This window comes from Vibrio sp. D417a, from assembly GCF_030248595.1.
GTDB lineage: Bacteria > Pseudomonadota > Gammaproteobacteria > Enterobacterales > Vibrionaceae > Vibrio > Vibrio alginolyticus.
Map to the genome: position 1 here is coordinate 39,094 of NZ_JAHGAM010000004.1, position 26,862 is coordinate 65,955.

A 26,862-nucleotide genomic window follows, 5' to 3' on the forward strand; every position below is an offset into this window, starting at 1 on the left:
TTAAATGCAATGGAGAATTCACGGGTTTAATTCTGCTAGATTTTAAGAGGTCATTAATTCCGCTGAAGAAATGCTGCGTGAACAGGCGAGCATGAATCCTCTTCGATGTAAGCAAACATGTACATAAGCGGAATGAAATACAAAATGCAAATGAGGGCGAACCGCACAAATGGATTGTCTTTTTATTCACTTTGATGAATGCTACGCGGAATTCATATCGCAGTATGCCTGAGGTATTCATCATGCGAATGTGCTTTGGTTTTGTGTTTATTTTTCAAATATAAGAATAATCTAAATGGAATTCGATTCGATAAACTTCCTTGCAATAGGTTTGATATTTCTTGGCTCTTATGTCCAGACCGCAATCGGTTTTGGCTTGGCTATTGTTGCCGCACCTTTACTGATTCTTTGGGCACCAGAATATGTTCCTGCGCCAATCTGTTTAGTCGCGTTATTTATTTCGTTGATGAATGCGATGAAGCACCGCAGTAGTGTTGAAATCGGCGGTTTAAAGATGGCGTTGATTGGGCGAGTGCCGGGATCAATTGCTGGTGGCTTACTACTCTTTTTTGTATCTACACAAACTCTCACGCTTTGGATTGGTTTGTTGGTGCTGTTTGCAGTCGTGGTGAGTGTTTTACCGTTTCGGGTTGAGCCTACGCCTTCGCGTATGACATGTGCTGGTTTCTTTTCTGGGTTGTTTGGTACCAGTTCTGCGATTGGAGGTCCTCCGATGGCGTTATTGTTGCAGCATCAAGAAGCAAATCAGTTACGCGGCAACTTATCGGCATTTTTTGTTTTCAGTTCGATTATTTCACTAATAGTACAAATCCCAGTGGGCTTCTTCACATTGCATCATTTGGTCATTACTATTCCTCTATTACCTGCTGCGTCGCTTGGTTACTGGCTAGCAATGAAAACTACCCAGTCGTTACCAAAAGAAAAGATTCGGTTTGGGGCACTTATGTTGTGTTTTGTGAGTGGCTTTACCGCCGTCGTACAAGCGTTGAGCCAATAATGCCATCTGCATCATAAAGTCACTGCGGGATTGCATTCCTTTTTATGTATGGCGGACTTGTTTACTTATGCCAAATTGGTCGTTTAGATGGGCGATAGTTTTATGAATAACACTCGTTATGGCACTTTTATGGCAGCATTCTCCTTTGTGATCTGGGGATTGCTACCAATTTATTATCGTTATTTACCAAATGCTTCTATGGATGAGTTGCTAGCATGGCGAATCATTGGGTCTGTACCTGTCGGGTTTCTAATTGTACTTGGGATAAGCCGTCGAGGGCTGAATTGGAAAGAAATCTGGCTTGATAAAAAATCCTTGTGGTACACGTTTGTGGCGAGCAGTTTGATGTGTATTTCTTGGAGTGCGTTCACTTGGGCTTTGACCCATCATCGGGTCATCGATGCCAGCTTAGGCTTCTTTATTGGGCCATTAGTATCTGTTGCACTAGGCGTATTTATTCTTGGGGATAAGCTCTCAAAAGGCAAACTTATTGCAATCGTGCTGGCAACAATTGGTGTTATGTACCAAGTGATTCACTATGGTCAGCTGCCCGTTATTGCACTAACGATGGGGTTGTTCTTTGCTTTGTATGGGCTGTACAAGAAGAAGATAAATTATGACTGGAGTACAACCTTGTTTGTTGAAGCATTGTTACTGACTCCAGTTGCACTCGCCTATTTGCTCTATAAACAATGGGCAACTGGTGAACTGGCTTCGGGCACAGATACCACAACATTGCTTTTGTATTTTGGCAGTGCACCTATCACACTTTTACCACTTGTATTTTATTCTATCGCAATACGTATAACTAATTTATCAACTGTCGGTCTAATGCAATACATCGAGCCAAGCTTGCAGTTTGTGTTGGCAGTTATGTTTTTTGGCGAGTTGTTTGACGAAGTGAAAGCGGTGACCTTTGCATTTATTTGGGTAGGGCTGTTGTTAACAATTTTTGAAAGTATTATCAAAGGGCATCGGCGCAAAAAGCTGGTCAAACGCCCCTTATAGTGGTTTCAATATTCTCACATATTAGCTTCTTTATTCTTATGCCCTCCATTCGAGGGCATTTTTAATGTCATGAAGCATTGGCTTTCGTTTTTTGCCCGAATAGAAATCATAACTTGAGATTATTTGACGCATTATCATAATGATACCGCTATAGTTATAGCCAAGTGACACGCTTATATAAGTGAAAACCAGATCAAGAAGGACGACATATGATCACTGCTCTGTATGCCAACATTCTCGCAATACTCATTATTTGGTTGGCTGTTCAAGTAATTAAGCAACGTCGCTTAAATCAAATTGCTTATGCCGATGGTGGGGTAGAGGCTCTACAAATTGCTCGTAGTGCCCAGAGTAATGCGACAGAATATATCCCCATCACCCTGATTTTAATGGCACTTTTAGAATTTAATAGTGCTTACCCAACATGGATACATCTCACCGGTATTATTTTTGTAATTGGTCGAGTTATTCATGCTAAAGGCATATTGAAAAAAGACTTGAAAAAACGCATTAGAGGGATGCAGGTGACATTTCTGGTGATACTTTCATTGGTTGTGTTAAATATGATTTACCTGCCATACGATAAGTTATGGTAAGTCTGCGACGTTACATTCCACCACCTTGGGTACTCGTTCTGATTGGATTAGTACTGAATATTGGCGCGATCATCGTTACTAGCTTAGTCCTTGATAAGTTGGGTAAACAGCAATCGCAGCTCGCAGAGCAAACAGCAAAAAACTTGTATTCCATCCAACTCGCATGGAACAGTGTGGAAACCCTAGAAAGGAAAAGAGAAGCTTTACTGCTGCATGTGCACATAAGTCAGAGCGTAGCGATACCTTTAGAGCTAGAAGAGGTATTAGCAGGGCATTTATCTTCTTGGGTTCTCAACGAGTCGGATGAAATAAAAATTGATCAACTTCCTCAACTGATGTCAAAGATAAATCAGGCACAAGCTTCGTATAGAGACCGCATCGATAATTACTACATTGAGAATGTAGAGCTCAATGAGGTAATGGCAAACCAGGATGAAAAGATCGCTTGGTACAAGAATATCGGACTCTTCTTGCAAGTATTCGGACTTGCGTTAATCCTTGCACGCGACTTAGCTAGGAAGCAATAAAAGCAAGAGCTAAAGATCAGGTTTATTGCGAAATGCCAATGGTAGTTTGCAAATTGCAATTTATTCGGTGAGCAAACAGTAGCTATTGGTTAAGTTTTAATGAAAGTGATTAAATAACAACCTGTTTTTGTGCGCTTAAAAGTTGGCACGCCTCATGCTTTAGTATGAGTGACCCTTTCTAAGCCGAGGGTCACCTAGCCAACTGACGTTGTTAGTGAACCATCTTGTTCACAAATATATACAGCCAATCACGACTCCTTGTGGTTGGCTTTTTTTTATGCAGTCTAGAACTGTGCTTTAATCCAGATCATGCGATGGTCGGAAGATACATCCTTACCATCACCATACTTACCGATACGTGCATCGTTAAATAGTTTACGGCCTTCTTCATAAGACGCTGACCAGTACACACCAGAGTCTATTACATTCAAATTTGCTGAAGGCAAGGCATAGTCTACCCCTAAGCCAAACGTTGAAGTGATGCGATTCGGATATGGGTGAGTTGAACTGCGGTCAACAGCGTGTTCAGCTGCACCAAAGCTTGTTGGGTAAAGCTCACCATTCATCACGGTTTGGTTAACCAATGGATCGTTGTGCAGCTCTTGCATTACAGAGCTAATACCGTCACCAGCCACTGGATCAAGGTTTTGATCACCCATCATTACGAATTTAGCGCCGTTCGTTAAGCCACCTGTTTTACCCGCATCGTCGTAAAAATAGTCTTTGCCTTGAATGTAATGATGCCAAAACTCCACTTCTGCTGCGTTTTGCGCTTTGTTTTTACCGGTGTCAAATACTGGTGGAGTAGGATGAGACATCAACAAGTGTACAACTTCTTCGCCGTTGCGAGTTGGAATGATGATTGGCGCGTCGACGTGATTTTTCGAAGATAGACGCACTTGATCCCATTCTTCCGCTGAGTACCATTCATCACCACACTTCATGCCGTCTGGAATCTTTTGCGAACCGTCACAGATAGTAATGGTTGGAATTTTCGCACCTTCCATATCTTTCCATTTAAATGCTTGGAATGTACGTGTGTTTGCCGTGTCAATTTTATACTTAGACATAAGGGCAAATGCATATTGACCATGGTACATGCCAAAGCCCCATGCATCACCTGGCATTTGACCTGCGGTTCCGTTGTTGTCGAGATCAAACTCACTCAACAACCCTGTATTAGTTGAGTAAGATTCAGCATAAGGGTATTCAATAGGCTCAAGGTTTGCTTCACCGCCCGCGCCATTGATGCTTTGCGCGACAGATAGGTAGTTCTTCTGGAATCCTTCAATGGCTGCTTTGTTTTCGCCTGTTCCGTCGTTGTTGTATTCCGCCATCATAAGAACATCAGGACGATTCTTTTGAATGATTGCTGCAACGTTACGAATTTGAATGACTTTTTCCGCAGTGGTTTTGTCTTCGGCTGCGATTGAACCGTCTAAATAAGAGGTGACCAACGCAGTTTGCTGCGTTGGTTCAATTTGCATTTCATCTACCAAAGTTTCGAAGGTAGCGCGGTCAAAAGAGAGGTTGTAAGTCGCTATTTTTACTTCTTTAGGCTGAACATTGACGTATTCAGTATCGTCATTACATCCAGATAGTAGAGCGGCGCCAACAAGGACAGCGATAGAGGTTTTGATTGCTTTCATGGGTACGTCATACCTTATAATTAATTCGGCTGAATATTAAAGTCATCAGTCATTGTTTTAAGCGATATTAGTCACACAAACGTTTTCATATTTACATGTTCAATTAGTTTTTGTGTGATTTGTGCAATAAATGCAACACTTTCAACACCAGAAGGTTATATGTAAATTGTTAAAAAACGGTGTCGTTATTGATGCGAAATAGAGAGTCCGCCACCGTTAAAAAGAAAAGCGTAGAATTTAAGCGTGCATGAGATGTTTGAGTTGTATGCTTATCGCCGTGTTTTATTTTTTATGTTTAAATTTCTGTATATAATAAGCAGTCAATCAGAAGTGAGGACGACCTCACCGCTCTATCTTTTCTCGGGGACGACCCCATCTCGTTGGGAAATGTGACATGGCTTGGGGAATTCTCTTCATTGCGGGCTTGTGTGAAATCGCATGGGCTGTCGGTCTTAAATATTCACAAGGGTTTACCAAATTCGGTGCTTCGGCATTCACTATTGTCTTTATGTTATTGAGCTTTTGGTTGCTTGGCATTGCGTTAAGAACCTTGCCTTTAGGCATTGCTTATGGCGTATGGGTAGGGATTGGCGCAATAGGCACGGCAGTCGTGAGTATTTATCTGTTCAATGAGCCAGCAACACTTATCAAAGCCTTAAGCTTGCTAATGATTGTCGCTGGTATCGCAGGGTTAAAAATATCAGCTTAACATTAGGCTAAACACAAAACAGCCAGAGTCACTCTGGCTGTTTTTCTAAATGTCGTGTTTACGGTTCTGGCGAGGTATATCAAGCGTTGCGCTTAATAAAAGGTAACCGTAAGTGATGACCAAACGCATTAATTAATGCGCCTGTAACAATCAGACCGCCACCGACGTACGTCCAAATGATCGGAACCTCGCCAAAGAAAATGATGCCCAACAACACAGAAAATACGATCTGGATATACGAATAAGCGGAGGCTTTACCCGCTTGTTGAGTTTGCATCGCTTTGGTTAACCCCAATTGTCCAATTTGGGTAAAGACACCAACTAGAACCAACATGAAAGTCAGATATAGATCGGGCATTACAAAATCGTCGCCAATCAGTAAGAGTGAAGCGGGGAGAGCAACCAACGGGAAATAGAAAATGATCACTGAGCTGTCTTCTGTCTGACTCAGTTTTCTGACAATGACGTAGGCAATTGAGCTACCAAATGCGCCTAAGATCGCAATCATGACGCTAAACATTGGTAAAGCGCTATCTGAGCCTTGCCCAGTTTCTGGGCTTACCATGATATAGATGCCGAGTAAGCACAACGCAATACAAAGGAAAGTTGACGGCTGGATGCGCTCTTTCAAGAAAAATACGGCGAGTAGTGCAGTAAATACCGGATGAATATATTGGAATATCGTCGCTTCTGCCAAAGGTAAGGTGGTCACTGAATAATATACACACATCAGAGCCATCGTACCCACAGCACCGCGTGCAAATAGTAATGGCTTATTATTGCCCCATACAGAAATTCGTTTTCGCTTTACATCGAAATAACTAATGATAAGTGAAACGAGCGCTCTTGCTGCAACGATTTCAAAAACGGGGATACCGTAGTTGCCGACGTGCTTTACTGTAGCCGACATCAGAGCAAAGCCGAACGCGGAAAGCACCATAAAGCGCACACCGATGGGAATCATAGTGTTGAATGAATTGGACATTTTACTGCTCATTTGTTGCGACAGATCTCACTTTAGCATACTTAGTTAGCGATTAAATCCTCTAAACTCAAACACTTCTGTCGACAAGATGAATAAACAGTAGAATACGTAGCAATTAATCTGCCTCTCTCAGCGTAACAATAAAAACTCGATATTTAAGGAGCTTACATGATCCCGATAAAAGCAACGCATGTTTCAGGCGTTGTCATTTCAAAAATTGATGGCATAGAAAAAATGCTGTTACTCAAACGCGTAAAAGGTGGCTATTGGTGCCATGTTGCAGGTGGTATCGAAGCGGGTGAAGCCGGGTGGCAAACCATTTTAAGAGAGTTAAAAGAAGAGACACTAATTGACCAAGTTGAGTTACATACAGCAGACTTTCTAGAGCAGTTCTACGAAGCAAAAAATAACCGTATCATGGTTATCCCATGTTTTGTGCTATTTTGTCCGCCTAACCAATCAGTTGTTCTTAACGAAGAGCATACAGAGTATCGCTGGTGTACGCTTGAAGAAGCTAAGCAGCTGGCTCCGTTTGCCAATCAGCATCACCTATATGAACATGTATGGAAACATTATGTAGATGTGGCATCACTAACGCCATTTACGCTGATCGATCAAAAGGGCTAAATGAACGGCAACGGCTTTGATTAGTTTTTATAGAGAGGTTTGTTCTCATAAAATGAAGCGTTAGGATTTGCGCTGAGCGTTCACAATAAAAAGGAATAACATCTATGGATGAAGTCACATGCCAAGAGACGTATCAAGGAAATCACTTACAGAAGCGTTTTTCCGTCTCGCAAAGGGTCTCAATTGAGCCCCTCAACACGAAACACGCGTCCGCTTTACTAGAGGTTGTGAACACTCACCGAGAGAGCCTTGAGGGCTATCTACCTTGGACGGATTCTGTCACGAATCATAGAGAGGCCGTTAACTACATTTCCCAGCGAGTGAACAGTAACGCGCTGGATTCCCACTGGTGTGCAATTTATTTTGATGAGCAGCTTACGGGTGTTATTGGCATTAAAGGTGTGGATTCACATACGCGTGTTACTGAAATTGGCTACTGGCTTGCCAACAATGGGCGAGGTCATCGTGTGATTGATCAAGTGCTCGCAGTATTGATCCCTTTTTTGAAGCAGAAAGGGCACGCACAATTCATTCAGTTCCATTGTATGGAAGATAACATCGCTAGCATCAATCTTGCTGAGCGTGCAGGCGCCACATTAAAAGAATACGTTGATCATGAGTTCGATATGCTTGACCGCTCTCAACGACTAGGCATTTATGAACTACGTTTGATGTAGTATCCACCCCAGAAATATTTTAATCAGAGTTCGAACTCTAACTTCACGAGCGCTACAATAGTAACATTGTTGCGCTCGTGTTAACTTGGGGCGTCATTGGCAGAAACTAGGCTAGGAGAAGCATCATGAACGCAATCACAGAGGTTGAAGTAGATAACTTGTTACAGCAAAGCCTCGAACGCTTAAAAGCGGCATATGCAGCCGAGCCTTATCCTAGTTTGGATGAACGTAAACAGCGCCTCGTTTTGTTAAAAAAATCGCTGCTTGAGAACAAACAAGCTTTGGTTGAAGCGTTAAGTGACGATTTTGGCTATCGCTCAGAATTTGATACCGCCATGACCGACGTTTTGCCAACGGTCTCGCATATTAATTATACCCTCAAACGACTAAAAAAATGGTGCAAACCCAGCAAGCGCGAATCCGGCTTATTGCTCGCACCTTCTAAAGTCACCGTTCAGTATCAACCGTTAGGTGTCGTTGGGATCATTTCACCTTGGAACTTTCCTGTGATTTTGAGCCTTGCGCCTTTAGTGACAGCATTGGCTGCTGGCAACCGCGTGATGATGAAGCTCAGCGAATTTACGCCAAAAACCAATAAAGTCATCGTCGATATTTGCCGTGGGTTGTCTGAGTATGTCGAAGTTTTTGAGGGTGAAGCAGACGTCGCACAAGCATTCAGCCAACTGCCATTCGATCACCTTTTGTTCACGGGTTCTACGAGTGTTGGTCGCGCAGTGGCAAAAGCGGCAGCGGAAAACCTTACCCCGGTGACGTTAGAGTTGGGTGGAAAGTCCCCGGTGATCATTGCAAAAGATGCAGACATGAAGAAAGCCGTTGATGCTATCTTGTTTGGTAAATGCATTAATGCAGGCCAGATTTGTGTCGCGCCTGACTACGCATTTGTACCGCAAGAACGTGTCGAAGAGTTCATTTCGCTATTCTTAAAACGTTTTGAAAAGCTCTATTTAAAATCCAACAAGAATCAAAAGCTGACCCATATTGTCAACCAACGACAATATGATCGTTTGACTGCGCTACTTGAGGATGCAAAAGCGCAAGGTGCTAACCTTCACACTGTTGAGGCGTCGCCCCAAGAGGAACGACTTCTGTATCCTCATTTGGTCACGGATGTGTCGTCGAATATGCGAATCATGCAAGAGGAGATCTTCGGGCCATTTCTACCTGTTAAGCCCTACAATGCCGTTGATGAAGCGATTGACTACATTAATCAGCACCAAAGACCACTTGCGCTGTATGTTATGTCGGACGACAAATCGACTATCAAACATATTGTACGCAACACCCACAGTGGTGGCGTCGGCGTTAATGATACGGTTTTACATGTTGGCGCTGAAGATGCGCCTTTTGGTGGCGTTGGTGAATCGGGTATTGGGCATTATCACGGAGAGGAAGGATTCAGAACTTTTAGTCATGCGAAAACCATTCTTCACACACCGAAATGGTTGCCAAGAACGAGCGTATTAATGCGCCGTAGGGCTATGGCGATAAAAGCGATCCAAAAGATCTTTGTTCGATAATAATTATGATTTGATTGATAAAAAACCGCCCGAATAGGCGGTTTTTTGTTTCTATATGCTCTGAAACGCTGGGCACCAAAGTCCGAGAAACTTCCATCGCGTGCTACCAACAAAACAAAGAAAGGCTCTTGTTGATAGAGCCTTGTTCAGGAAGTGTCGAGAGATCTTGGCAAGTTTAATGCAGAACTTCACTGCTGAATCTTAGATATCTACAGTCGTTCATCAGTTCTTTAAACGCCTTTCTGTCCAGCTTAATCAGAGTTTCATGATCGCCAGCTTCAAGGTAGACATGTTCCAAGTTTGTTAGTCTTTCATCGCAAACTGTCGACATGTGGTAAGGGCTACCAATCGGTGGAATAGCGCCGTGTTCACAATCGGTGAAGAGTCGGTAAACCATACGCTCTTTCACCAAGTGGAAGGTGGCATTAAATTCGTCGTTTAATCTCGACAAACTGATTTTGTTGTTGGCAGGTAAGACCGCCATCATATGACGCCCTTCATGATCCTCTAGAATCACACCTTTTGCGATATTCATTAAAGGCACACCTGCTGCAACACCACTTTGTAGCGAGCTATGACTGTGGCTGTGATTCACGGTTTGAAAGTGAATGTTATGCTCAGTCAAATATTCATCTAATCGGGTTGCAATCGTCATATAGCCTCCACGTGTATGAGACCCATAAAAAGTATAGGTTAGTCGGGCGACAATCGCGCATTTTACTCGGCTACACTGACGCTCTTTACGCTCCTGTTCTACGCTTATTGCAAGCCAGCGAGAAAGCATGGTTAACAATAATAAATAGGGGGCAACATGAGCAAGCCAATCATCGCTGATAACAAGCCGATCAAAGTAGAGTTGAAAGCTGGGCAAGAATACTACTTCTGCCGATGTGGGCGTTCTAAAAATCAACCTTACTGCGATGGGTCTCATTCGGGAACCGGCTTAAAGCCAATGAGCTTTAGTGCGGAAAAAGACGAAGATGCCTATCTCTGCCAATGTAAGCATACCGCCAATGCTCCTTTTTGTGATGGTACACACAAGCGATTTACCGCAGAGCAAGTCGGTAAAGAGGGACCGGAACAAAAGCGAGAGAAAAGAGACAAACCAACGGCGTCTGCTACTCAAGAAGAACCAACCCTCGAGTTTATCCACCAATTAGCGAGAGAAGGACTCTCTAAACTCGGTCATCATGGTCCGATGGCTGCAATGGGGGTTCCTAGGCATTTGCTACCACATTGGGATGCTATACAAATCATGGTGGCGCAAATGGCGACACAACCGTTGTTGGAAGACGTTCCTGTGTCTACCGAGTTGATTGTGGGACCAAACGCGCGTAAGCCGCTCAGACTCGCCATTCCTTTGTTGGTGTCGGACATGAGTTTTGGCGCACTTTCTGAAGAGGCGAAAATTGCACTAGCAAAAGGTGCAGAGTTGGCAGGGACTGGGATTTGCTCTGGTGAGGGTGGCATGTTACCGGAAGAACAAGCCGCTAATTCACGGTATTTCTATGAGCTTGCTAGTGCTCAATTTGGCTACGACGAATCTAAGCTTCTTAATGTTCAGGCGTTTCACTTTAAAGGTGGGCAAGGAGCAAAAACGGGCACGGGTGGTCATCTGCCTGCAAATAAAAATGTAGGTAAGATCTCTCGGGTGAGAGGCATCCCCGAGGGACAACCAGCGATATCACCACCAACGTTCAAAGATCTTCACACTACTCACGATTTCAGAAAGTTTGCTGACAGAGTTCGTGGCATCACAGGCGGTATTCCAATTGGATTTAAACTCAGTGCCAACCATATTGAGCAAGACATCCAGTTTGCGCTTGATGCTGGGGCTGATTATATCATCTTAGATGGTCGCGGTGGTGGCACGGGTGCGGCGCCAACTATGTTCCGTGATCATATTAGTGTACCCACCATCCCTGCATTAGCTCGTGCACGTAAGTACTTAGATGAAAAAGGCGTAAGTGACCGTGTCACATTAATCATCACCGGTGGGTTGCGAGTTCCTACGGATTTTGTCAAAGCGTTGGCACTTGGAGCAGACGGAGTAGCGATAGCAAACAGTGCGATGCAATCGATCGGTTGTGTCGCGGCTCGCATCTGCAACACCAATAATTGCCCGGCAGGCATTGCGACACAAAATGCCGATTTGAGGCAGCGTCTCGACGTTGAAAAGTCATCCCAGCAACTGAAAAATTTCTTCGAATCCTCGGTCGAGCTCATGAAAGTCATGGCGAGGGCGTGTGGTCATCACGCTCTGAATGAATTTAGTCATCATGATTTAGCGACCTGGGATCACAACATGGCGAGGCTGTCTGGGATTAAGTATTCAGGTATGGACTTAAACTGATCTCTATCCATATTTTCTGCATATAGGTACATGTTTGATAACAATTATTTATTCGCTGAAATGTTTGAAATTTTGACTTGGCGTTAACTAAAAAAACAGTGTATGAACTACGCTGTTTGAGGTGGATATTCGATTTATTGAATAACAAAGAGTGGTTACCACAACCACGACACGAAGGAGCATTATATGAGCAAAGCAAACGGCGGTTCGGTAGGTAAATGTCCAGTTATGCATGGTGGGCAAACATCTACAGATAAGTCGGTGATGGATTGGTGGCCGAATGCCTTGAACTTAGACATCCTGCATCAACACGACTCCAAAACCAACCCATTTGGTCAGGACTTTAATTACAAAGAAGAACTGAAAAAGCTAGATGTCGAAGCACTTAAAAAAGATTTAAAAGATTTAATGACTGATAGCCAAGACTGGTGGCCTGCCGACTGGGGACACTACGGTGGTTTAATGATCCGAATGGCATGGCATGCAGCGGGCAGTTATCGTATTGCGGATGGCCGTGGCGGTGCTGCTACAGGCAACCAACGCTTTGCTCCTCTCAACTCTTGGCCAGATAACGCCAACCTCGATAAGGCTCGGCGCCTTTTATGGCCAATCAAGAAAAAATATGGCAACAAACTAAGTTGGGCAGACCTGATTGTCCTTGCCGGTAACATGGCGTACGAATCCATGGGTTTTAAGACCTTTGGCTTTGCGTTTGGACGAGAGGACATTTGGCACCCAGAAAAAGACACTTACTGGGGCTCTGAGCAAGAATGGTTAGCCACAAGTGACGCTGATAACAGCCGCTACTCTGGTGAGCGAGATTTAGAAAACCCGCTTGCTGCGGTAATGATGGGTCTTATCTATGTGAACCCTGAAGGGGTAGACGGTAACCCAGATCCTCTCAAAACAGCACATGACATGCGAGTGACCTTTGCGCGAATGGCAATGAACGATGAAGAAACCGTCGCGCTCACAGCTGGTGGTCACACGGTGGGTAAGTGTCATGGTAATGGTGATGCCGCAAACCTTGGCCCAGAGCCCGAAGCAGCAGACGTTCATGAGCAAGGTCTTGGCTGGATTAATCACAAAACACGTGGTATTGGCCGTGACACGGTAACGAGTGGTATTGAAGGTGCTTGGACAACACACCCTACACAATGGGATTACGGATACTTCCACCTACTATTTAAGTATGACTGGGAACTGAAAAAGAGCCCAGCCGGCGCATGGCAATGGGAGCCAATCGACATTGAAGAACAAGACAAGCCTGTCGATGTTGAAGATGGTTCTAAGCGCTACAATCCAATCATGACCGACGCCGATATGGCGCTCAAAATGGACCCTGAATATCGTAAGATTGCAGAAAAGTTCCAAAATGACCCTGCGTACTTTGATGACGTTTTTGCTCGTGCCTGGTTTAAGTTGACACACCGCGATCTAGGACCAAAATCATGTTATTTCGGCCCTGATGTGCCAAGCGAAGATCTTATTTGGCAAGACCCAACGCCCGCAGGTAAGACAGACTACGATGTCGATTTAGTGAAAACAAAAATTGAAGCAAGTGGCCTATCCATTAGTGAGTTAGTAAGTACGGCGTGGGATAGTGCGCGTACCTACCGTGGCTCTGACCGCCGAGGCGGTGCAAATGGCGCGAGAATTCGCTTGGCTCCACAAAAAGATTGGCAAGGGAACGAACCTGAACGTCTAAGGCGTGTTCTTGCGGTGTTAGAAAAAATAGCAGCAGAAGAGGGCTGTAGTGTTGCAGACGCTATCGTGCTTGCTGGGAACGTAGGTATTGAACTGGCTGCGCGTGCCGCAGGTCATGATGTATGTGTGCCATTCGCGCCAGGCCGAGGTGATGCCACCCAAGAGATGACGGATGTTGAATCATTCGAAGTTCTTGAGCCTGTCGCTGACGGTTTCCGAAATTGGTTGAAGAAAGACTACGCGGTTAAGCCAGAAGAGCTTTTATTAGATCGTGCTCAGCTTATGGGGCTAACGGCGCCAGAAATGACGGTACTTATCGGTGGTATGCGCGTTCTAGGCAGTAACTACGGCGGTGGAAAAGAGGGCGTATTTACTGAGCGAGTCGGCACTTTGTCGAATGATTTCTTCGTGAACCTTACTGACATGGCATATACGTGGAAACCAGTGAGTGCTAATCAATATGAAATCCGTGATCGTAAAACCGACGCTGTGAAGTGGACGGCTACTCGAGTGGATCTTGTCTTTGGTTCAAACTCGATCCTGCGTTCGTATGCGGAAGTGTATGCGCAAGATGATAATCAGGAAAAATTCATCCATGACTTCATCGCCGCATGGACGAAAGTCATGAACGCGGATCGTTTTGACTTGCAATAAGTGAAACGATGCCTGTCGGTAGATGGGTTGATGAATAAGTAAGAGAGGCGGGCGAAAAGCTCGCCTTTTTCTTTACCTATCTTTTTACTTTGATTGTTACTTTGATTGAAAATTAAGCTCATTTGAACCATAATAACTGGACCATATGAACCATAGGAGCTTGATATGGCAACTGCAGCATTAAAAAGCTTCAAACCGAAACAACCTCATAAAGCCAATTTCTGGTTTATGTTGGGTATTGAAGACGCTGAAACAGGTCGCACTGATGCGGTTCACAAAGGCTTTGAGCCAAAGGTGTATCGCAATATTGTTGAGCGTGTGAAGCTTTCTCAGAGTGAGTTTCAAAACGTCACATTGATACCTGTTAGCACGATCAAGCGTCGTCTAAAAAACGAAGAGCGTTTCAATACGCAAGAAAGTGATGCAATCTATCGATTAGCGATGTTATTGAAACTCGCGACAGAACTGTTTGACGACGAAGAGCGCGCGTTAAAATGGATGAGAGAGAATGTGTATGGCTTAGGTGGAAAACGTCCACTTGATATGGTCTCGACCACGGTGGATTTTGAAATCGTAAAAGATTTGATCGGCCGTTTAGAGCACGGGGTATTCTCGTAATATGAAGCTCTATCGTCTCACACAAAAGAAATTTGCTGACACGCCATTCAGCCCCGTTGGCGCAAAGTTATTTGGAGGGCGATGGAACTCAAAAGGAACCGAAGCCCTCTACTTCTCTGAATCGGAATCCCTTTGCTCGTTGGAAGTATTTGTTCACGTAAACAACGATCCTGCTATCACCAAACTTTACGATTTATATCGTATTGAAATGCCAGAATACCTCATCGCCACCTTAGATGAAGAAGATCTCCCTGTGACGTGGCGAGCAATACCGGCGAGCGAGTCTACGCAGTACATTGGCGATCAGTTTCTCAATGATCCTCATCCAGAGTTTGCCGCGCTGCAAGTGCCTTCAACGATTTCACCTCGTGATAAAAACTACGTGGTGAATCCAAATCATCCCAAAATGAAAGAGATCATCAAGAAAGCCGAAAAGCTCGATTTCGCGTTTGATCCGCGCATTTTCAAATAGACGCCTAGCTTTGTCTTGCTTTAAAGCATTCAGCGCTTACCTGAGATAAGCGCTGAAGCATAAAAGTTTATTTCCTTGGTTATTGTCGGTCGTAAGTGAACTGTTGCGCTTCATTTGTAGTGTTGAGGTAATGCCCAAGCACCAACTCAGCACCTTTGTAAGATAAATGGCTGTCATCCGTATACATCGCATTGTTTGCTCCAACTCTCATTCGACATACGCCATTTCTGCAAATGGCATCGGTCAAGTCGACAAACTCAACGTGCTCAAATTGCTCAAAGTAGTTCACTAACTTCGCCACGTTTTGAGGGTGATGTTGTTTGGGAGAAAAGTCACAGGCAGACTCTTCTGTCTCGCCAAACAAACGCGCTTTCCAAAGGCATTCTCCTACCGCAAACGGTGCAGAAGGGGTTGGACCGAAAACGACCACTTCCTTTCCTTTCAGTTCATTCAATAATTTGGTTAATGATGCTTCATAATCGGCTTGTGAAAGCTCTTTATTGAAGTTAGAAGAGATAACAACGCGACGAATGGAAGGGGTACTTAGAATGGTATCGACAGCCTCATTGAAGAACTGTCGGCAAGAAATTGAGCCAGCAGCTTCTAGGATGTCGACATAACCGACCGCACAGGAATCTTGAGTAAGTTGCACCACGCCAGTTGGTGTTACTTCGGATAGACGCTTCACGTAAACCATGCTGTGACTATTGCCTAACACAGCGATGGCGGGCTGCGGCGCAGACGAGCACACATCGTTAACGTTGGTGTTGCCGTTGCAATCTAAACCATAACCGTTGTTAACGCGCATGGCCTCGAAAAATGCGCTTCTTTCTGGAAAACCACCGTTTTGATGACCGATAACGCCGAGCGTTAGCAAGGGCAACGTCAACAACACAATAACCGCGGACACAGTGCGCATGCTCATGGCTTTTCGGCTACGGAACGGCTTTTCAATAAAGCGCCAAGTGAAGTAAGACAGTACAAAAAGAGCGATAACGTAAAGCGGGATATTGACGTCTTGTGTTGTGTCCAACACGTAGCGGTAAAAGACAAATAATGGAATGTGCCACAAGTATAAGCTGTAGCTGATTAAGCCGACGAACACGACCCACTTTAGGCTCAGTAATCTACCGCAGACATTGCCTTTAGAGGCAAACAAAATCACCAACGCGCTACCGATGACCGGCACCAGCAGCGTAATGCCCGCGCCATCTTGCGATTTTTCAAACAAAAGCGCGGAAGCCAATATCAAAACGATGCCAATGGTTGCTAGAGTATCGTTAGATTGAACTTGGACTTTTCTCATCACTAATGCGAGTAATGAACCGGTTGCCAGCTCCCAAGCGCGAGAGAAGATCATGTAAAAAGCGAAATCAGGATCGTTGCTCGCGTAGACAATAGTCATCAAACTCAGCACAAATACCGTGATAAAAAAAGTCAGGTAAAACACGTTTTTACCACGAGCGAGTAGCATGAGTAGCAAAGGAATGACAATGTAGTACTGTTCTTCAACGCCCAAGCTCCATGTGTGGAACAGCGGGTTGGCTTGATCTTCTAAACCGAAGTAATTGTGGCCTTTTAAATACAGAAGAATGTTGGATGCGGAAAGAATGGAAGACACTGCAAACTGACCAACGTCTTTGTGTGCTTGCGGCAAAAATAGCCACCAAGACATCAAATAGCTGACGGCGATCACCACCAGTAAGAGGGGGAGTATGCGACGAATGCGTCGCTCATAAAAATCACCAAGGCTGAACTTCTGGTTTTCTAAGTCGTTAATCACGATGGTAGTGATCAAATAGCCGCTGATCACAAAGAACACGTCGACGCCAATAAAGCCACCAGCGAATTGCTCAACTCCTGCATGAAACAAAATCACCAACGTGACAGCAATCGCCCTTAATCCGTCTACTTCTGCTCTGTAAGTCATATCGTGTTGCTCCAACATTCCGTTTAATGAAGTAGAGCAAAATATGAACCAGAAATAATGTTTATTTAAATCAGTGTCTTAAAGTGATTGTCAAAATGAAAATGCTAGGTGGGTTAACGAATTCCCAAATTGAATTTCAATATGGAAACCCCATAAAGAATGATCTTAAGAAGCGCTAAATCAAAGAACGTAAAGCGCGAGGAACTTAGACTTCATTGAAAATGATTACGCTAAAGAAACGATGACAGAGAATACGATTCAGGAAAAAATTGCCAGCTTTACTTGTATCGAAGAGGCTTTGGATTACTTCGACATCGAGTTTGATAGCCGATTTATCGAAAACAATCGAACCGAGTTGGTTAAGAGGTTTCACGGCTACTTAATCCTCACTAAACCGGATGATTGGTTTTCAGGTCGTCGTGCTTTAAAGAATGCTTACTGTAAAGTACAACGCAGTTTGCTCAGTAAAAAGACGCGCTCTGCGTGTCGAGGTTGTACATCTTGTCAAAGACGTTAATTCTGGTGGCTTGCCTAAAAAGAACCCTGCATCTTGGCGTTACAGGGGGAAGAGCAAGGTTCTTTTGGTTTCGCTATTGGTTTATCGCGAGTTGCGAATCAGCTTTACGTAGATGAATTAACCCGCGTGGTACGCAGGGTAGTCCACTAAGCCTTTTTCACCGCCGCCGAACAATGTGGCAGGGTCATGTTCTGCCAGTGGATAGCCATGCTTGATGCGGCTTGGTAAGTCTGGGTTTGCAACAAACGGACGGCCAAAGCCAATCATGTCGGCTAAACCACTTTCAATCGCGTGTTGCGCCTTTTCATCGTTGTAACGACCGGCATAGATCAGTGTGCCTTTATACGCCTCACGAACTGCGGTTTTAAAGTCGTGCGGAGTGTCTGGCGCGTCGTCCCAATCCACTTCTGCAATGTGAATGTAAACCACATTGAGTTTATCAAGCAGCGCTGCAGCGGCGGTGTAGGTTTCGACTGGCGTACTATCAACGGTGCCATTTAACGAAGTGAATGGTGCAAGGCGAACACCAACACGCTCAGCGCCAATAGCTTGCGTCATCGCCTCTACCACTTCACCAAGAAAACGCAGACGGTTTTCAATTGAGCCGCCGTATTCATCGGTGCGGTTATTCGCTTCAGAATCGATAAACTGGTTGACCAAGTAGCCATTCGCTGCATGAAGTTCGATACCATCGAATCCGGCTTCTATCGCGTTTAGTGCGGCTTGGCGGTACTCTTCAATAACGTTCTTGATGTCTCGTTTGGTCATTTCACGAGGCACAACCACGTCGACAAAACCCGGTTCGTCTGTGCCGTTATCGACAAATACTTTCACGTTTTCTGCTTTTAGCGCAGAAGAAGAAATAGGTTGCTCACCGCCAATGTTATCAGGGTGAGTCACACGTCCAACGTGCCATAATTGCGCGAAGATAGTGCCGCCTTTCTCGTGCACTGCATCAGTTACTTTTTTCCAGCCAGCAATTTGCTCTGGGCTGTAAATGCCTGGTGTCCATGCATAGCCTTGACCCATTGGCGAAATTTGTGTGCCTTCAGCAACGATTAGGCCCGCTTCAGCACGTTGAGCATAGTAGGTCGCCATCATGTCGTTAGCGATATTACCTGGTTGAGAAGCACGAGAGCGCGTCATCGGAGGCATAACGATACGGTTTTTTAATGAGAGAGAGCCAAGTTGAATGGGTTGAAATAATGCGTCTGTCATAGGAAACCTCGTTATTTGTGAGTTTGGATGAGTTCGATTTGGTAACCATCGGGATCTTTAATGAACGCGATGTGAGTTTCTCCGCCTTTCATTGGACCTGGCTCGCGAGTAACGTTGCCACCAAGCGCTTTAATTTTTTCGCAAGCGGCGTAAATATCTTCAGACCCCAGTGCCATGTGTCCGAATGCGTTACCCAAGTCGTAACTGTCGGTATCCCAGTTATAAGTTAGCTCGATGGTCGCGCCATCTGGTTGATCAGTGTTACCAACAAACACCAGTGAGTAACGGTATTCTTGGTTTTCAAAACGATCCAAAACACTCATTCCCAGAACTTTTGTATAAAATTCGATAGATTTGTCTAGGTCAGCTACACGGATCATCGTGTGGAGAAACTTCATAAGTCGCCTTTTCATAACGTTGCGTAATCACTATGCAAACCATATCGCCACTCTAAATAAACTGGAAATTATCGTTAATTATTAAAATGATTATTTAGTGTTATGAAAAGCGAGGTTGCTGGCCCTGCAACATGCAAACAAAGATTACTCGCCGTTTCTTTTTAATTGTTGGCATATGCTAATTACTCTTTTGAGAAACCGAGTAACTATCATGTCTACAAACAGCTATTGTCATTACACTCACGAATCTCATCATCAATGTGCGGTTTGTTCTTCAATTAATGTGAATCCGAACTCTTTGGCCGTGAACTACTAATACCTAGCCGATGGTTCTGTTGTCGGAGAGTTTCACGTTTTACCGCGTCATCAAGGTTACACAGACCTGTTGCATGGTGGTATTGCCAGTTCGCTTCTCGATGGTGCAATGACGCATTGTTTGTTATCTAGAGACATTCAAGCCCTTACGGCGCAGTTGGATGTGCGCTACCATGCACCTATTCAGTTAGATGATCGAGTCACGATTACTGCACACTGTGAAGGTGAACGACGCGGTATATATCAACTGGTGGCTCAATTGCGGGTCGAAAGCGAAGTTAGAGTGACGGCTAAAGGGAAGTTTATTCGTCCTAAAAAGGCATAAATAAAAACGTGTTCTACGGAGAGGCAATGAAGAAATTTGATGAGCTGTATGCAATTGCGACGAGAAAATCTCAATATGACCAAACCAACACTTGGTTTAAAGGCGTAGAGACTTATCTGGAGGCCATTGGCAAAGAAGTTGATGAAGTCCGCGAAGAGATTCGTGAGGATCGCCTTTGTCATTTGGAAGACGAGTTAGGCGATGTGTTGTGGAACTATCTTAACGTATTAAAAGCGCTGGAAAGAGAAAAGGGCATAGATCCTGAGAAAGTACTCGAAAGAGCCTGCAACAAATACGATCAGCGTGTATCTGCGATTGAGTCGGGACGCAGTTGGGATGAGATAAAACAGCAGCAGAAACAAGCCTTGAACGCAGAGCATGAAGCCGCGCAGTTAGAAGATGTAAAGAGCCAATAACTGCGCTTGGTATTGAAAGGGTTGGTCAATAGGGAATACCTAGTCAGCCCTTGGAACTGTTGACCAACAGTAGGTCACAAGGTGGTTGATCAAGTAACGTGTCTACAGTGCTGCCAGACCAAAATTGAGATGACATGCTTCGTTTACATGCCCCCATAATCAAAATCGCTGCTTGTGATTGCTTAACTGCTTTTGGTAACGCCGTTTCAGGGTTTCCTTCTGGCAGAAGTAGTGGTACTCGAGTTAACTTTTGCGCAGTAATAAAGTCCGTAATGCCTGCTTTTTGGTTGCTTAATATCTCTGCACGATAGCGAGAGAGGTATGGCGCGACGTATCGGCAGTAAACGAGCGTCATTTTCCCGCTTAAGGTTTGTTCCAATTTTGAGCCTCGCGAGACGATGGCTTTATCTACTATCGACTTTTCATCCCCTCGATGAAGTGGGTCGATTGCACAAAGCATGTTGGCGTGAGAAGGCCATGAACGCTCACTCAGTAGCAACAAGTCGCAATCTTGTTGTGCTAGTTCTGTGAGCATCGTTTGAATCTCGTGTTTGTTAAAGTGTCCCACGAGCAGTAAGTCAGTGTGGTCAACAAGCCGTTTCGCAACTTGCTCAACCCAATGGCTCCCTTTGAAATGCTCGTAAGAGAGCGTTGGTGTTTCAAGCTCTTCTTCTTCACAAAGTTCGAAAATTAATGCGTTGAACTTTAAGGTCCAAGCTTCAAACTCAGCTTGTCTTTTTTCTATATGGTCAGAGTTGAAACTGAGAAAATGAGCGAATGCGTGATCTTCACTTCGGCGATGGTCTTCCACTAAAACTACAATAGGCTGAGCCAGCGCTGTCGAAAATTGAATCACTTTACGAAGCACCTTACGACTTGGTAAGGCGGCCTGCTGAGTCAGAAAAAATACAGGTGCCATTGATTACTCCATTATCAAACAAGGCGAATGAGCCTGACACACATTCAAGTCTATACCATGAACTGATGCAGAGGCGTTTTGTTTCTGCGAGCGAAATATAAATTCCGCAATTAAGTCAACTATCGCCTAGAATTTTAACATCAAGAATTCATGCCTTCGGATAGCACATATCGTCAATGTGGCGAATGTGGTAGTGAAAGCTATAGGTAAAAGTAATGATAGATTCCAACCAATTGCAAATTAACCGCAAAGTGCCACATTTGCTTGCTGAGATCATTAAAGCGATAGAATCGACCGAAGACTTGAGCTTTTTGAAAGACTATCAAGAAGCACAGATTGCGAACATTTTGGAATCGGTCAACATTGCTTACCGTAAACGTGTCATAGAAGCAGTGCCGCCTGAGAAGTATTGGACGGTATTAAATTTGCTCCGATACGACACCGCCAAGCACATTCATCAATCACTCAATAAAGACTTACAACATGAACGCTTGGCGTACATAACGGATTCTGAACTGATCATCTTTGCGGACTTTCTACCGACCGAATTTGTAGATGAATACCTTATTGATCAAAGTGAAGAGTCTGTCGCGCATATCCAACAAGCATTGTCGTATGAAGACAACAAAGTTGGACGTTATGCCGAGCCTCACTTTCTGGTCGCAAACCCTAAAAACAGCGTAGGAGGCATCAAAACCGAGCTGCTAAAACGTGGGCAAAGTCCAGTGCGGTTGATTATTGTGCGTGATGCAAGTGGTGTGATTGGTACGATAGAGCCGCAAACCCTGTTGCTGCACGAAAATCATATCAAACTTACCGACTTGACCGTAGTTACGCCAATTCTAGAAGATATTCAAACGATTCAAAGCGTCAGCAAACAAGTCTCGATTGATGGTGGAGCACATTGGTTTCCTATCATGGCTGGTGGCAAAATTATGGGCGTCTTGTCGATGGCGACCATCGCGATTACCTTGCGTGAACTCAGCCTACAAGCTGTAGTGGCAGAAAACGTACGAAGCGAAGAAGATTTGTTTACACCATTAAGCGTGGCGACAAGGCTAAGAGCACTTTGGTTGGTGATTAACTTGCTGACCGCTTTCGTAGCCTCCGCCATCATTGGGCTTTTTGATAATGTGGTCGAGCAAGTCGTTGCGCTTGCGATCTTAATGCCTGTCGTGGCGAGCATGGGCGGTATCGCGGGTAGCCAAACCTTAGCGGTGGCCATTCGAGGTATCGCACTAAACCACTTGCACCAAAGTAACTTGAAGCTATTGGTGAATAAGGAATTAAAAATCGCCACCATTAATGGTTTAATTATGGGATTGGTGATCGCGGGTGTCGTTTACATGGTGTTTGACTCTTTGCCATTGGCGCTTATTATTTGCTGTGCCATTTTCCTCAATAGTTTGGCGGCCGCGGCATCGGGTACGTTGATACCATTCACGTTGAAAAAGTTTAACATTGACCCCGCCGTGGCTGGCTCGGTAGTATTGACGACCGTTACCGATGTCGTCGGTTTCTTTGCGTTCTTAGGCTTAGGTGCCATTTTCTTGATATAGATATCCAATTGACGTGTTAACCAGCAGAACCAATCGCACCATTTCCTAACCCAATATTTTGGGTACGTTTGGTTCGCTCAAAATTCCTCCGTTTTTCATAAACGCTGAACACGCCGTTTAAGCTTTCATTTCATCAATATATTTCACTGCTCATTTCTACCCCAAAACTTTCCACTAACGATCTCGCTTAACGCTGGCGTGCCAAATGCTATGCCAATTTCAAACGCCAAATGATGCCAATTTTCTTGGCTGTACACGCATTACTTCACTCAAACAAAAAATAAGGAAAAGATTTTGAATAAACTCATCGTATTCTCTGGTGGTCCCGGTGCAGGGAAAACTTCGGTAATCGAACAGCTAAAAACACAAGGTTTTATCTGCGCGCCAGAAACCGGCCGTCAAATAATACAAACGCAGGTTGCCAATCACGGTTCAGCATTACCTTGGAATGACAAACAAGCTTTTCGAGACGAAATGATGAAGGCAGAAGTGAGCAATTACCGAGCTTTCAATGTCCACCAAGGGAATGTGTTTTTTGATCGCAGTATTGTGGACGTATATGGCTACAGTAAGTTGGAACAACTGCCAATCTCGCATGAGCTCATCACGCATTGCCAGACGCTTCGTTATCATTCTCAAGTATTCATTTTTCCACCGTGGACGTCGATATTCAGCAACGACGAAGAGCGAAAGCAAGACTTTTCTGAAGCGGTGGCTACGTATCAACAGATGGTCAACGCTTATCACAAATTTGGTTATCAATTGATCGAAGTGCCCAAAATGTCAGTCGAAGACAGAGTAGCGTTTATTCTCGGCTCAGTCATCGAACAAGGCTGAAAGATGATTGATGCAAACAAATGCGTAAGGCTATTGTGAGCACGACAACAATATGCGTAAAGGGAGTTATTTATACTGGATAAAATTCAATAACTTAATTGAGTGTTATGTCTTTTAAATATCTTACCTTATTGCTCGCAACGACGAGCATGAGCAGCTTTGCTGATGTAGGCCTGCCTTCGGGGGATGATTGGTTAAACCATGTGACGAATGGCCTAGCCCCATATTGGATGATGGAAAGCGCGCATGGACAACCTGCGGGGAATTTTCCGACTTTTCGTTGTGATAACGGTGTCATTCTCGACCCACAAAAGCCGTGTGGAGAATTAAACAAAGGGTGGATTAGCCCGCACTTCGATCGCGAATACACCCGCATGAAATCGCGCCAAACTTACGCTTATGGCGTGCTTTTTCATCTTACGGGTGACAAGCAAGCATTAGAGCTGGCAAAGAAAGGGGCTTATTACCTGATTGATCATCTACAAGATGAGAAAAACGGCGGCTTTGTGAGCTTTACGCGTAGTGGGAAACCGGGGATGGAGTGGCAACAACGAACTTCTCAAGACCAAGCTTACGCCTTGGTGGGTTTGGCGATGTATTACTACTTGACTCAAGATCCAAAGGTCGAACAAGCGCTCATCGACCAGCAAGCGTTTATATTTAAACAATACCGACGAAGCGATGATCGCGGTCTGGCTTGGGTTTTGAAAGACGGTGATGGGGAAAGTGCGAAGCAGCAAGAGCTAGTCGCTCAACTTGACCAGATCAATGGCTATCTGTTGTTAACGGCGCCACTTTTACCACCGCCAGCGCAAGCTAAGTGGAAGCAAGATCTGCAATGGCTGACGCAAGTGATGATAGATAACTACCATTCCGTCAAAGAGCAGCGCTTTTATGGCGCGATACACCACAAAGCAGTAATGATGCCAGATGCGAAACACAATGATTTTGGACACACCATCAAAGCGTATTGGATGACGTATCTCACTGGTCAGTTGTTGGAAAATTCCAATTGGACAGAGTTTGGTTTCAAAGGAATGAAACACACGCTTAAGCAAGCGCAATACCAGCAAAACTTTGAGCAAGTCAAAGCGCTTTTCTCACCAGAATGGCAGAGTAAATGGACGCAAGAGAGCATTCCTGCTTGGCAATCAAGACCATACAAGCACTATAGCTCGTCTTGGGAATGGGCAGAGCTCGATCAAGCGGCAATGACAGTTTCTCTTGTCGATGGTTCGATGAAAGAAACGCTTCAATACACGTTACCCACTTTTATGGACGTATGGGTGGATCATCAATATGGAGGCGTCGGTCTAAGCCCTAAATCAACCAAAGCGTTCCATTGGGGAAATGGTTACCACCAGTTTGAACATGCGTTGGTCGGGTATTTGTACGCGCAACAAATGGCAAAACAGCCTGCCAAGCTTTACTACGCGCGACCAGCAGAGAGCAAAATGCCACTTAATCCGTATTACTTTAGCGCAGACGTAAAATCGTTGTCGTCACAAAGTGATGGAGTCACCATCGCGACATTCACCAATATTCGACCTTAGGTTGGTCGATGGTGATGTGTTAGTTAAAGTCCGCGTAAAAGCCAAAGCAAAATTGTAGCAGTAATAAAAATAAAGGCTAACCAACTGGTTAGCCTTTATTTTTAATAATCTTACATGTAATGGTGATAACACATATAGTTAACGAATGTTTATTTGTAATGACCGCTGAGTGTTTCTAACAAATATCTAACTATAAATTAACTTTCATTGATTAGGGTATATCTCACAACTAGGACAACTTAGAGCTTGGAACTTTATGCAATCCTGTTCATAATAATGGTTTTGAGAGAATCATTATGTACATTTCTATACTAACGCACGAGAGAGATACGCCGTTATCAATCAACTACATTAATTACATGTATCCAGCTGACAAACTATTTAGCTCTTGTGTCGAACTAAGAAGTAAATTAGATAATGAGAAAATTCCCGTTAATACCATAAAAGATACTTCTCTTGCGGGACCATTACGTAAGCTTCCAAATGATATTACAGGTGAGAAAAGGTTACAAAAGCTTAAGGAACAGATAGATCGCAACATGGCGGTTAAGTCTGGTATGTTAACAGATCGAATGCACTGGAAAAATAAAGCTGTTATTCCTTCACGTAAATTTTCGTCTCTAGCTCCAATACAGTCGTCAACTCTAGCTTCTACTGCAATGAAAGCAAATAGTGGAAGGGCCATGGCCTTAGGGATGGTATTACAGAAAGGCAGAGCTATGCTTCTCTTTGATATTATCCGACAAAACGTTAGAGTACTAGCTAATCGAGTACACAATGCAAATCTAGAATCATCTGGCTGCATTTTGATTGTTAATGTGAAGTATTTGAAAGTCGAAAGGGAATATGGGAAAGCTCCTCAACTATCTAGAGTTTCATTAGCAAGTATAATTTCTCAAGAAGACAAGTATAACTTTGATTCGAGTGCTTATGTTCGTGGTCAAATTGCCAATATGTGTGAAGCTAGTGCTAAAGCTCCGATCAATACAAAGTTTCAAATTGTAAGCGGTCAGTATGACGATTCATACTCGACAGCAGTCTTGTTTATCAAATGTACATGGGAATAACATGAGAATTGTTAACGTTTTATTCGTAGTGCTCCTTGTTACGGCATGTAACGATACTACGTCAAAGTTTGAGGCAACTAAAACGACAGAAAGCCTCCTAACTAAGAACCGAGAAGCTCCAGAGCAGTTGTACAGCGAAGCAAATAAATTTTATGAACAAGGTGATGTGCAAGGAGCAAAGTCTTTATTGATCAAAGCTATCGAAGTGGATGATGTTCATAGTAAAGAGCTTTTAGGGGTAATCCTTCTGAAAGAGCCAAAAGTCATGGATGTTAAGCGGGGCTTTTCTTTAATCTCAGAGGCTGCTGATGATGGGTTGGCTAGTGCACAATTTTATTTAGGATCATGTTTGTATGATGATGGCTGTGGTTTACCTGAAAATAAGGTGCTTTCAGCCTATTACTTGACGCAAGCGTTAAATAATGGTGAAGGTGGTGCACAAATGCTACTTGGATTTCTAGATGAAGAAATAGGTGACACTGCGATTGATCAAAAAACATATGCGGTAGAGCTGAATCGCTATATAGAACAACTCAATTAATATTGCGGCTTAATGTTTTATAGGGTTTTAATCGAACCTCAAACAGAGAGTGCTGGACTTCTACAAAGCAGTAGAAGCCACAGCGAAGCTGCAACAATAATCGAGTGTGTAATAGAAAATAAAAAGCCG

Annotated in this window: 26 protein-coding genes and 1 pseudogene; 20 read left to right on the forward strand and 7 right to left on the reverse strand. The window is 44.1% G+C overall.

Going from position 1 to position 26,862, the window contains the following annotated elements:
* Positions 1-295 precede the first annotated feature (295 nt).
* The 4 genes from KI742_RS03940 (at position 296) to KI742_RS03955 (ending at position 3,149) form a co-directional block, all read left to right on the forward strand.
* Positions 296-1,018 (forward strand): sulfite exporter TauE/SafE family protein, encoded by a 723-nt coding sequence (locus KI742_RS03940; protein WP_206957724.1) that lies wholly within the window; start codon positions 296-298, stop codon positions 1,016-1,018.
* Between the two features lie 102 nt (positions 1,019-1,120).
* The gene (gene rarD, locus KI742_RS03945; protein ID WP_285384830.1) at positions 1,121-2,026 is read left to right on the forward strand and encodes an EamA family transporter RarD; all 906 of its coding nucleotides are present in this window, start codon (positions 1,121-1,123) and stop codon (positions 2,024-2,026) included.
* Positions 2,027-2,235: 209 nt separating this feature from the next.
* A complete protein-coding gene (locus KI742_RS03950; protein ID WP_005376510.1) occupies positions 2,236-2,622 on the forward strand; it encodes an MAPEG family protein in 387 nt (128 codons plus the stop codon).
* The gene (locus tag KI742_RS03955; RefSeq protein ID WP_017820993.1) at positions 2,616-3,149 is read left to right on the forward strand and encodes a hypothetical protein; all 534 of its coding nucleotides are present in this window, start codon (positions 2,616-2,618) and stop codon (positions 3,147-3,149) included. The genes KI742_RS03950 and KI742_RS03955 overlap by 7 nt, the downstream gene beginning before the upstream one ends.
* A 284-nt stretch (positions 3,150-3,433) precedes the next feature.
* Here the strand turns inward: KI742_RS03955 and KI742_RS03960 are convergent, their stop codons facing one another.
* Positions 3,434-4,798 carry an endonuclease/exonuclease/phosphatase family protein gene (locus tag KI742_RS03960; RefSeq protein WP_017820992.1) on the reverse strand — a complete coding sequence of 455 codons (1,365 nt, stop codon included), beginning with the start codon at positions 4,796-4,798 and terminating at the stop codon, positions 3,434-3,436.
* Between the two features lie 394 nt (positions 4,799-5,192).
* Here KI742_RS03960 and KI742_RS03965 point away from each other — a divergent pair, with 394 nt between their 5' ends.
* Positions 5,193-5,507, forward strand: coding sequence for a multidrug efflux SMR transporter (locus KI742_RS03965; protein WP_005376506.1), 315 nt, complete (start codon positions 5,193-5,195; stop codon positions 5,505-5,507).
* A 79-nt stretch (positions 5,508-5,586) separates the two neighbouring features.
* Here KI742_RS03965 and KI742_RS03970 read toward each other — a convergent pair whose 3' ends face one another.
* Positions 5,587-6,492: a DMT family transporter gene (locus tag KI742_RS03970; RefSeq protein ID WP_005376505.1), complete on the reverse strand. Its 906-nt coding sequence runs from the start codon at positions 6,490-6,492 to the stop codon at positions 5,587-5,589.
* 168 nt (positions 6,493-6,660) lie between these two features.
* Here KI742_RS03970 and KI742_RS03975 point away from each other — a divergent pair, with 168 nt between their 5' ends.
* From KI742_RS03975 to KI742_RS03985, 3 genes are all read left to right on the forward strand, one after another.
* Entirely contained in the window at positions 6,661-7,119 is a 459-nt protein-coding gene (locus KI742_RS03975; protein WP_005376504.1) for an NUDIX pyrophosphatase, read from the forward strand.
* A 104-nt stretch (positions 7,120-7,223) separates the two neighbouring features.
* Complete coding sequence (locus KI742_RS03980) at positions 7,224-7,796, forward strand: GNAT family N-acetyltransferase (protein WP_285384833.1); 573 nt, start codon at positions 7,224-7,226, stop codon at positions 7,794-7,796.
* Between the two features lie 125 nt (positions 7,797-7,921).
* On the forward strand, positions 7,922-9,334 hold the full coding sequence (locus tag KI742_RS03985; protein WP_258494551.1) for a coniferyl aldehyde dehydrogenase: 1,413 nt from the start codon (positions 7,922-7,924) through the stop codon (positions 9,332-9,334).
* A gap of 175 nt (positions 9,335-9,509) precedes the next feature.
* Here KI742_RS03985 and KI742_RS03990 read toward each other — a convergent pair whose 3' ends face one another.
* Positions 9,510-9,989: an aminoacyl-tRNA deacylase gene (locus tag KI742_RS03990; RefSeq protein ID WP_053303532.1), complete on the reverse strand. Its 480-nt coding sequence runs from the start codon at positions 9,987-9,989 to the stop codon at positions 9,510-9,512.
* Positions 9,990-10,145: 156 nt separating this feature from the next.
* Here KI742_RS03990 and KI742_RS03995 point away from each other — a divergent pair, with 156 nt between their 5' ends.
* From KI742_RS03995 to KI742_RS04010, 4 genes are all read left to right on the forward strand, one after another.
* Positions 10,146-11,687: a glutamate synthase-related protein gene (locus KI742_RS03995; RefSeq protein WP_285384834.1), complete on the forward strand. Its 1,542-nt coding sequence runs from the start codon at positions 10,146-10,148 to the stop codon at positions 11,685-11,687.
* A gap of 186 nt (positions 11,688-11,873) precedes the next feature.
* Positions 11,874-14,048, forward strand: a complete 2,175-nt coding sequence (gene katG, locus KI742_RS04000) for a catalase/peroxidase HPI (RefSeq protein WP_130545337.1) — start codon at positions 11,874-11,876, stop codon at positions 14,046-14,048.
* 165 nt (positions 14,049-14,213) lie between these two features.
* Positions 14,214-14,666, forward strand: coding sequence for an antitoxin Xre/MbcA/ParS toxin-binding domain-containing protein (locus KI742_RS04005; RefSeq protein ID WP_258460907.1), 453 nt, complete (start codon positions 14,214-14,216; stop codon positions 14,664-14,666).
* Position 14,667: 1 nt separating this feature from the next.
* Positions 14,668-15,138, forward strand: coding sequence for an RES family NAD+ phosphorylase (locus tag KI742_RS04010; protein WP_005376497.1), 471 nt, complete (start codon positions 14,668-14,670; stop codon positions 15,136-15,138).
* A gap of 79 nt (positions 15,139-15,217) precedes the next feature.
* Here KI742_RS04010 and KI742_RS04015 read toward each other — a convergent pair whose 3' ends face one another.
* Positions 15,218-17,068 carry an acyltransferase family protein gene (locus KI742_RS04015; protein ID WP_285384835.1) on the reverse strand — a complete coding sequence of 617 codons (1,851 nt, stop codon included), beginning with the start codon at positions 17,066-17,068 and terminating at the stop codon, positions 15,218-15,220.
* Positions 17,069-17,309: 241 nt separating this feature from the next.
* Here KI742_RS04015 and KI742_RS04020 point away from each other — a divergent pair, with 241 nt between their 5' ends.
* Entirely contained in the window at positions 17,310-17,585 is a 276-nt protein-coding gene (locus KI742_RS04020; protein WP_053307639.1) for a nitrogenase-stabilizing/protective protein NifW, read from the forward strand.
* A 117-nt stretch (positions 17,586-17,702) separates the two neighbouring features.
* Here the strand turns inward: KI742_RS04020 and KI742_RS04025 are convergent, their stop codons facing one another.
* Positions 17,703-18,803 carry an alkene reductase gene (locus KI742_RS04025; RefSeq protein WP_053307640.1) on the reverse strand — a complete coding sequence of 367 codons (1,101 nt, stop codon included), beginning with the start codon at positions 18,801-18,803 and terminating at the stop codon, positions 17,703-17,705.
* A gap of 11 nt (positions 18,804-18,814) precedes the next feature.
* Positions 18,815-19,201 carry a lactoylglutathione lyase gene (gloA, locus tag KI742_RS04030; RefSeq protein ID WP_005388741.1) on the reverse strand — a complete coding sequence of 129 codons (387 nt, stop codon included), beginning with the start codon at positions 19,199-19,201 and terminating at the stop codon, positions 18,815-18,817.
* 211 nt (positions 19,202-19,412) lie between these two features.
* Between gloA and KI742_RS04035 the strand changes: the two are divergent.
* Both KI742_RS04035 and KI742_RS04040 read left to right on the forward strand, forming a co-directional pair.
* Positions 19,413-19,841, forward strand: a pseudogene (locus KI742_RS04035) (PaaI family thioesterase).
* Positions 19,842-19,867: 26 nt separating this feature from the next.
* Complete coding sequence (locus tag KI742_RS04040; RefSeq protein ID WP_005376487.1) at positions 19,868-20,257, forward strand: MazG nucleotide pyrophosphohydrolase domain-containing protein; 390 nt, start codon at positions 19,868-19,870, stop codon at positions 20,255-20,257.
* A gap of 43 nt (positions 20,258-20,300) precedes the next feature.
* Here KI742_RS04040 and KI742_RS04045 read toward each other — a convergent pair whose 3' ends face one another.
* Complete coding sequence (locus KI742_RS04045) at positions 20,301-21,176, reverse strand: universal stress protein (RefSeq protein ID WP_213899960.1); 876 nt, start codon at positions 21,174-21,176, stop codon at positions 20,301-20,303.
* 215 nt (positions 21,177-21,391) lie between these two features.
* Here KI742_RS04045 and KI742_RS04050 point away from each other — a divergent pair, with 215 nt between their 5' ends.
* The 5 genes from KI742_RS04050 to KI742_RS04070 all read left to right on the forward strand — a co-directional run bounded on the left by KI742_RS04050 (position 21,392) and on the right by KI742_RS04070 (position 26,733).
* Positions 21,392-22,735 carry a magnesium transporter gene (locus KI742_RS04050; protein ID WP_017635328.1) on the forward strand — a complete coding sequence of 448 codons (1,344 nt, stop codon included), beginning with the start codon at positions 21,392-21,394 and terminating at the stop codon, positions 22,733-22,735.
* A gap of 294 nt (positions 22,736-23,029) precedes the next feature.
* A complete protein-coding gene (locus KI742_RS04055) occupies positions 23,030-23,572 on the forward strand; it encodes an AAA family ATPase (protein WP_170960430.1) in 543 nt (180 codons plus the stop codon).
* A gap of 107 nt (positions 23,573-23,679) precedes the next feature.
* On the forward strand, positions 23,680-25,125 hold the full coding sequence (locus tag KI742_RS04060) for an AGE family epimerase/isomerase (protein ID WP_285384837.1): 1,446 nt from the start codon (positions 23,680-23,682) through the stop codon (positions 25,123-25,125).
* 296 nt (positions 25,126-25,421) lie between these two features.
* Positions 25,422-26,192 (forward strand): hypothetical protein, encoded by a 771-nt coding sequence (locus tag KI742_RS04065; RefSeq protein ID WP_154204326.1) that lies wholly within the window; start codon positions 25,422-25,424, stop codon positions 26,190-26,192.
* 1 nt (position 26,193) lies between these two features.
* Positions 26,194-26,733: a tetratricopeptide repeat protein gene (locus tag KI742_RS04070; RefSeq protein ID WP_064354738.1), complete on the forward strand. Its 540-nt coding sequence runs from the start codon at positions 26,194-26,196 to the stop codon at positions 26,731-26,733.
* Positions 26,734-26,862 lie beyond the last annotated feature (129 nt).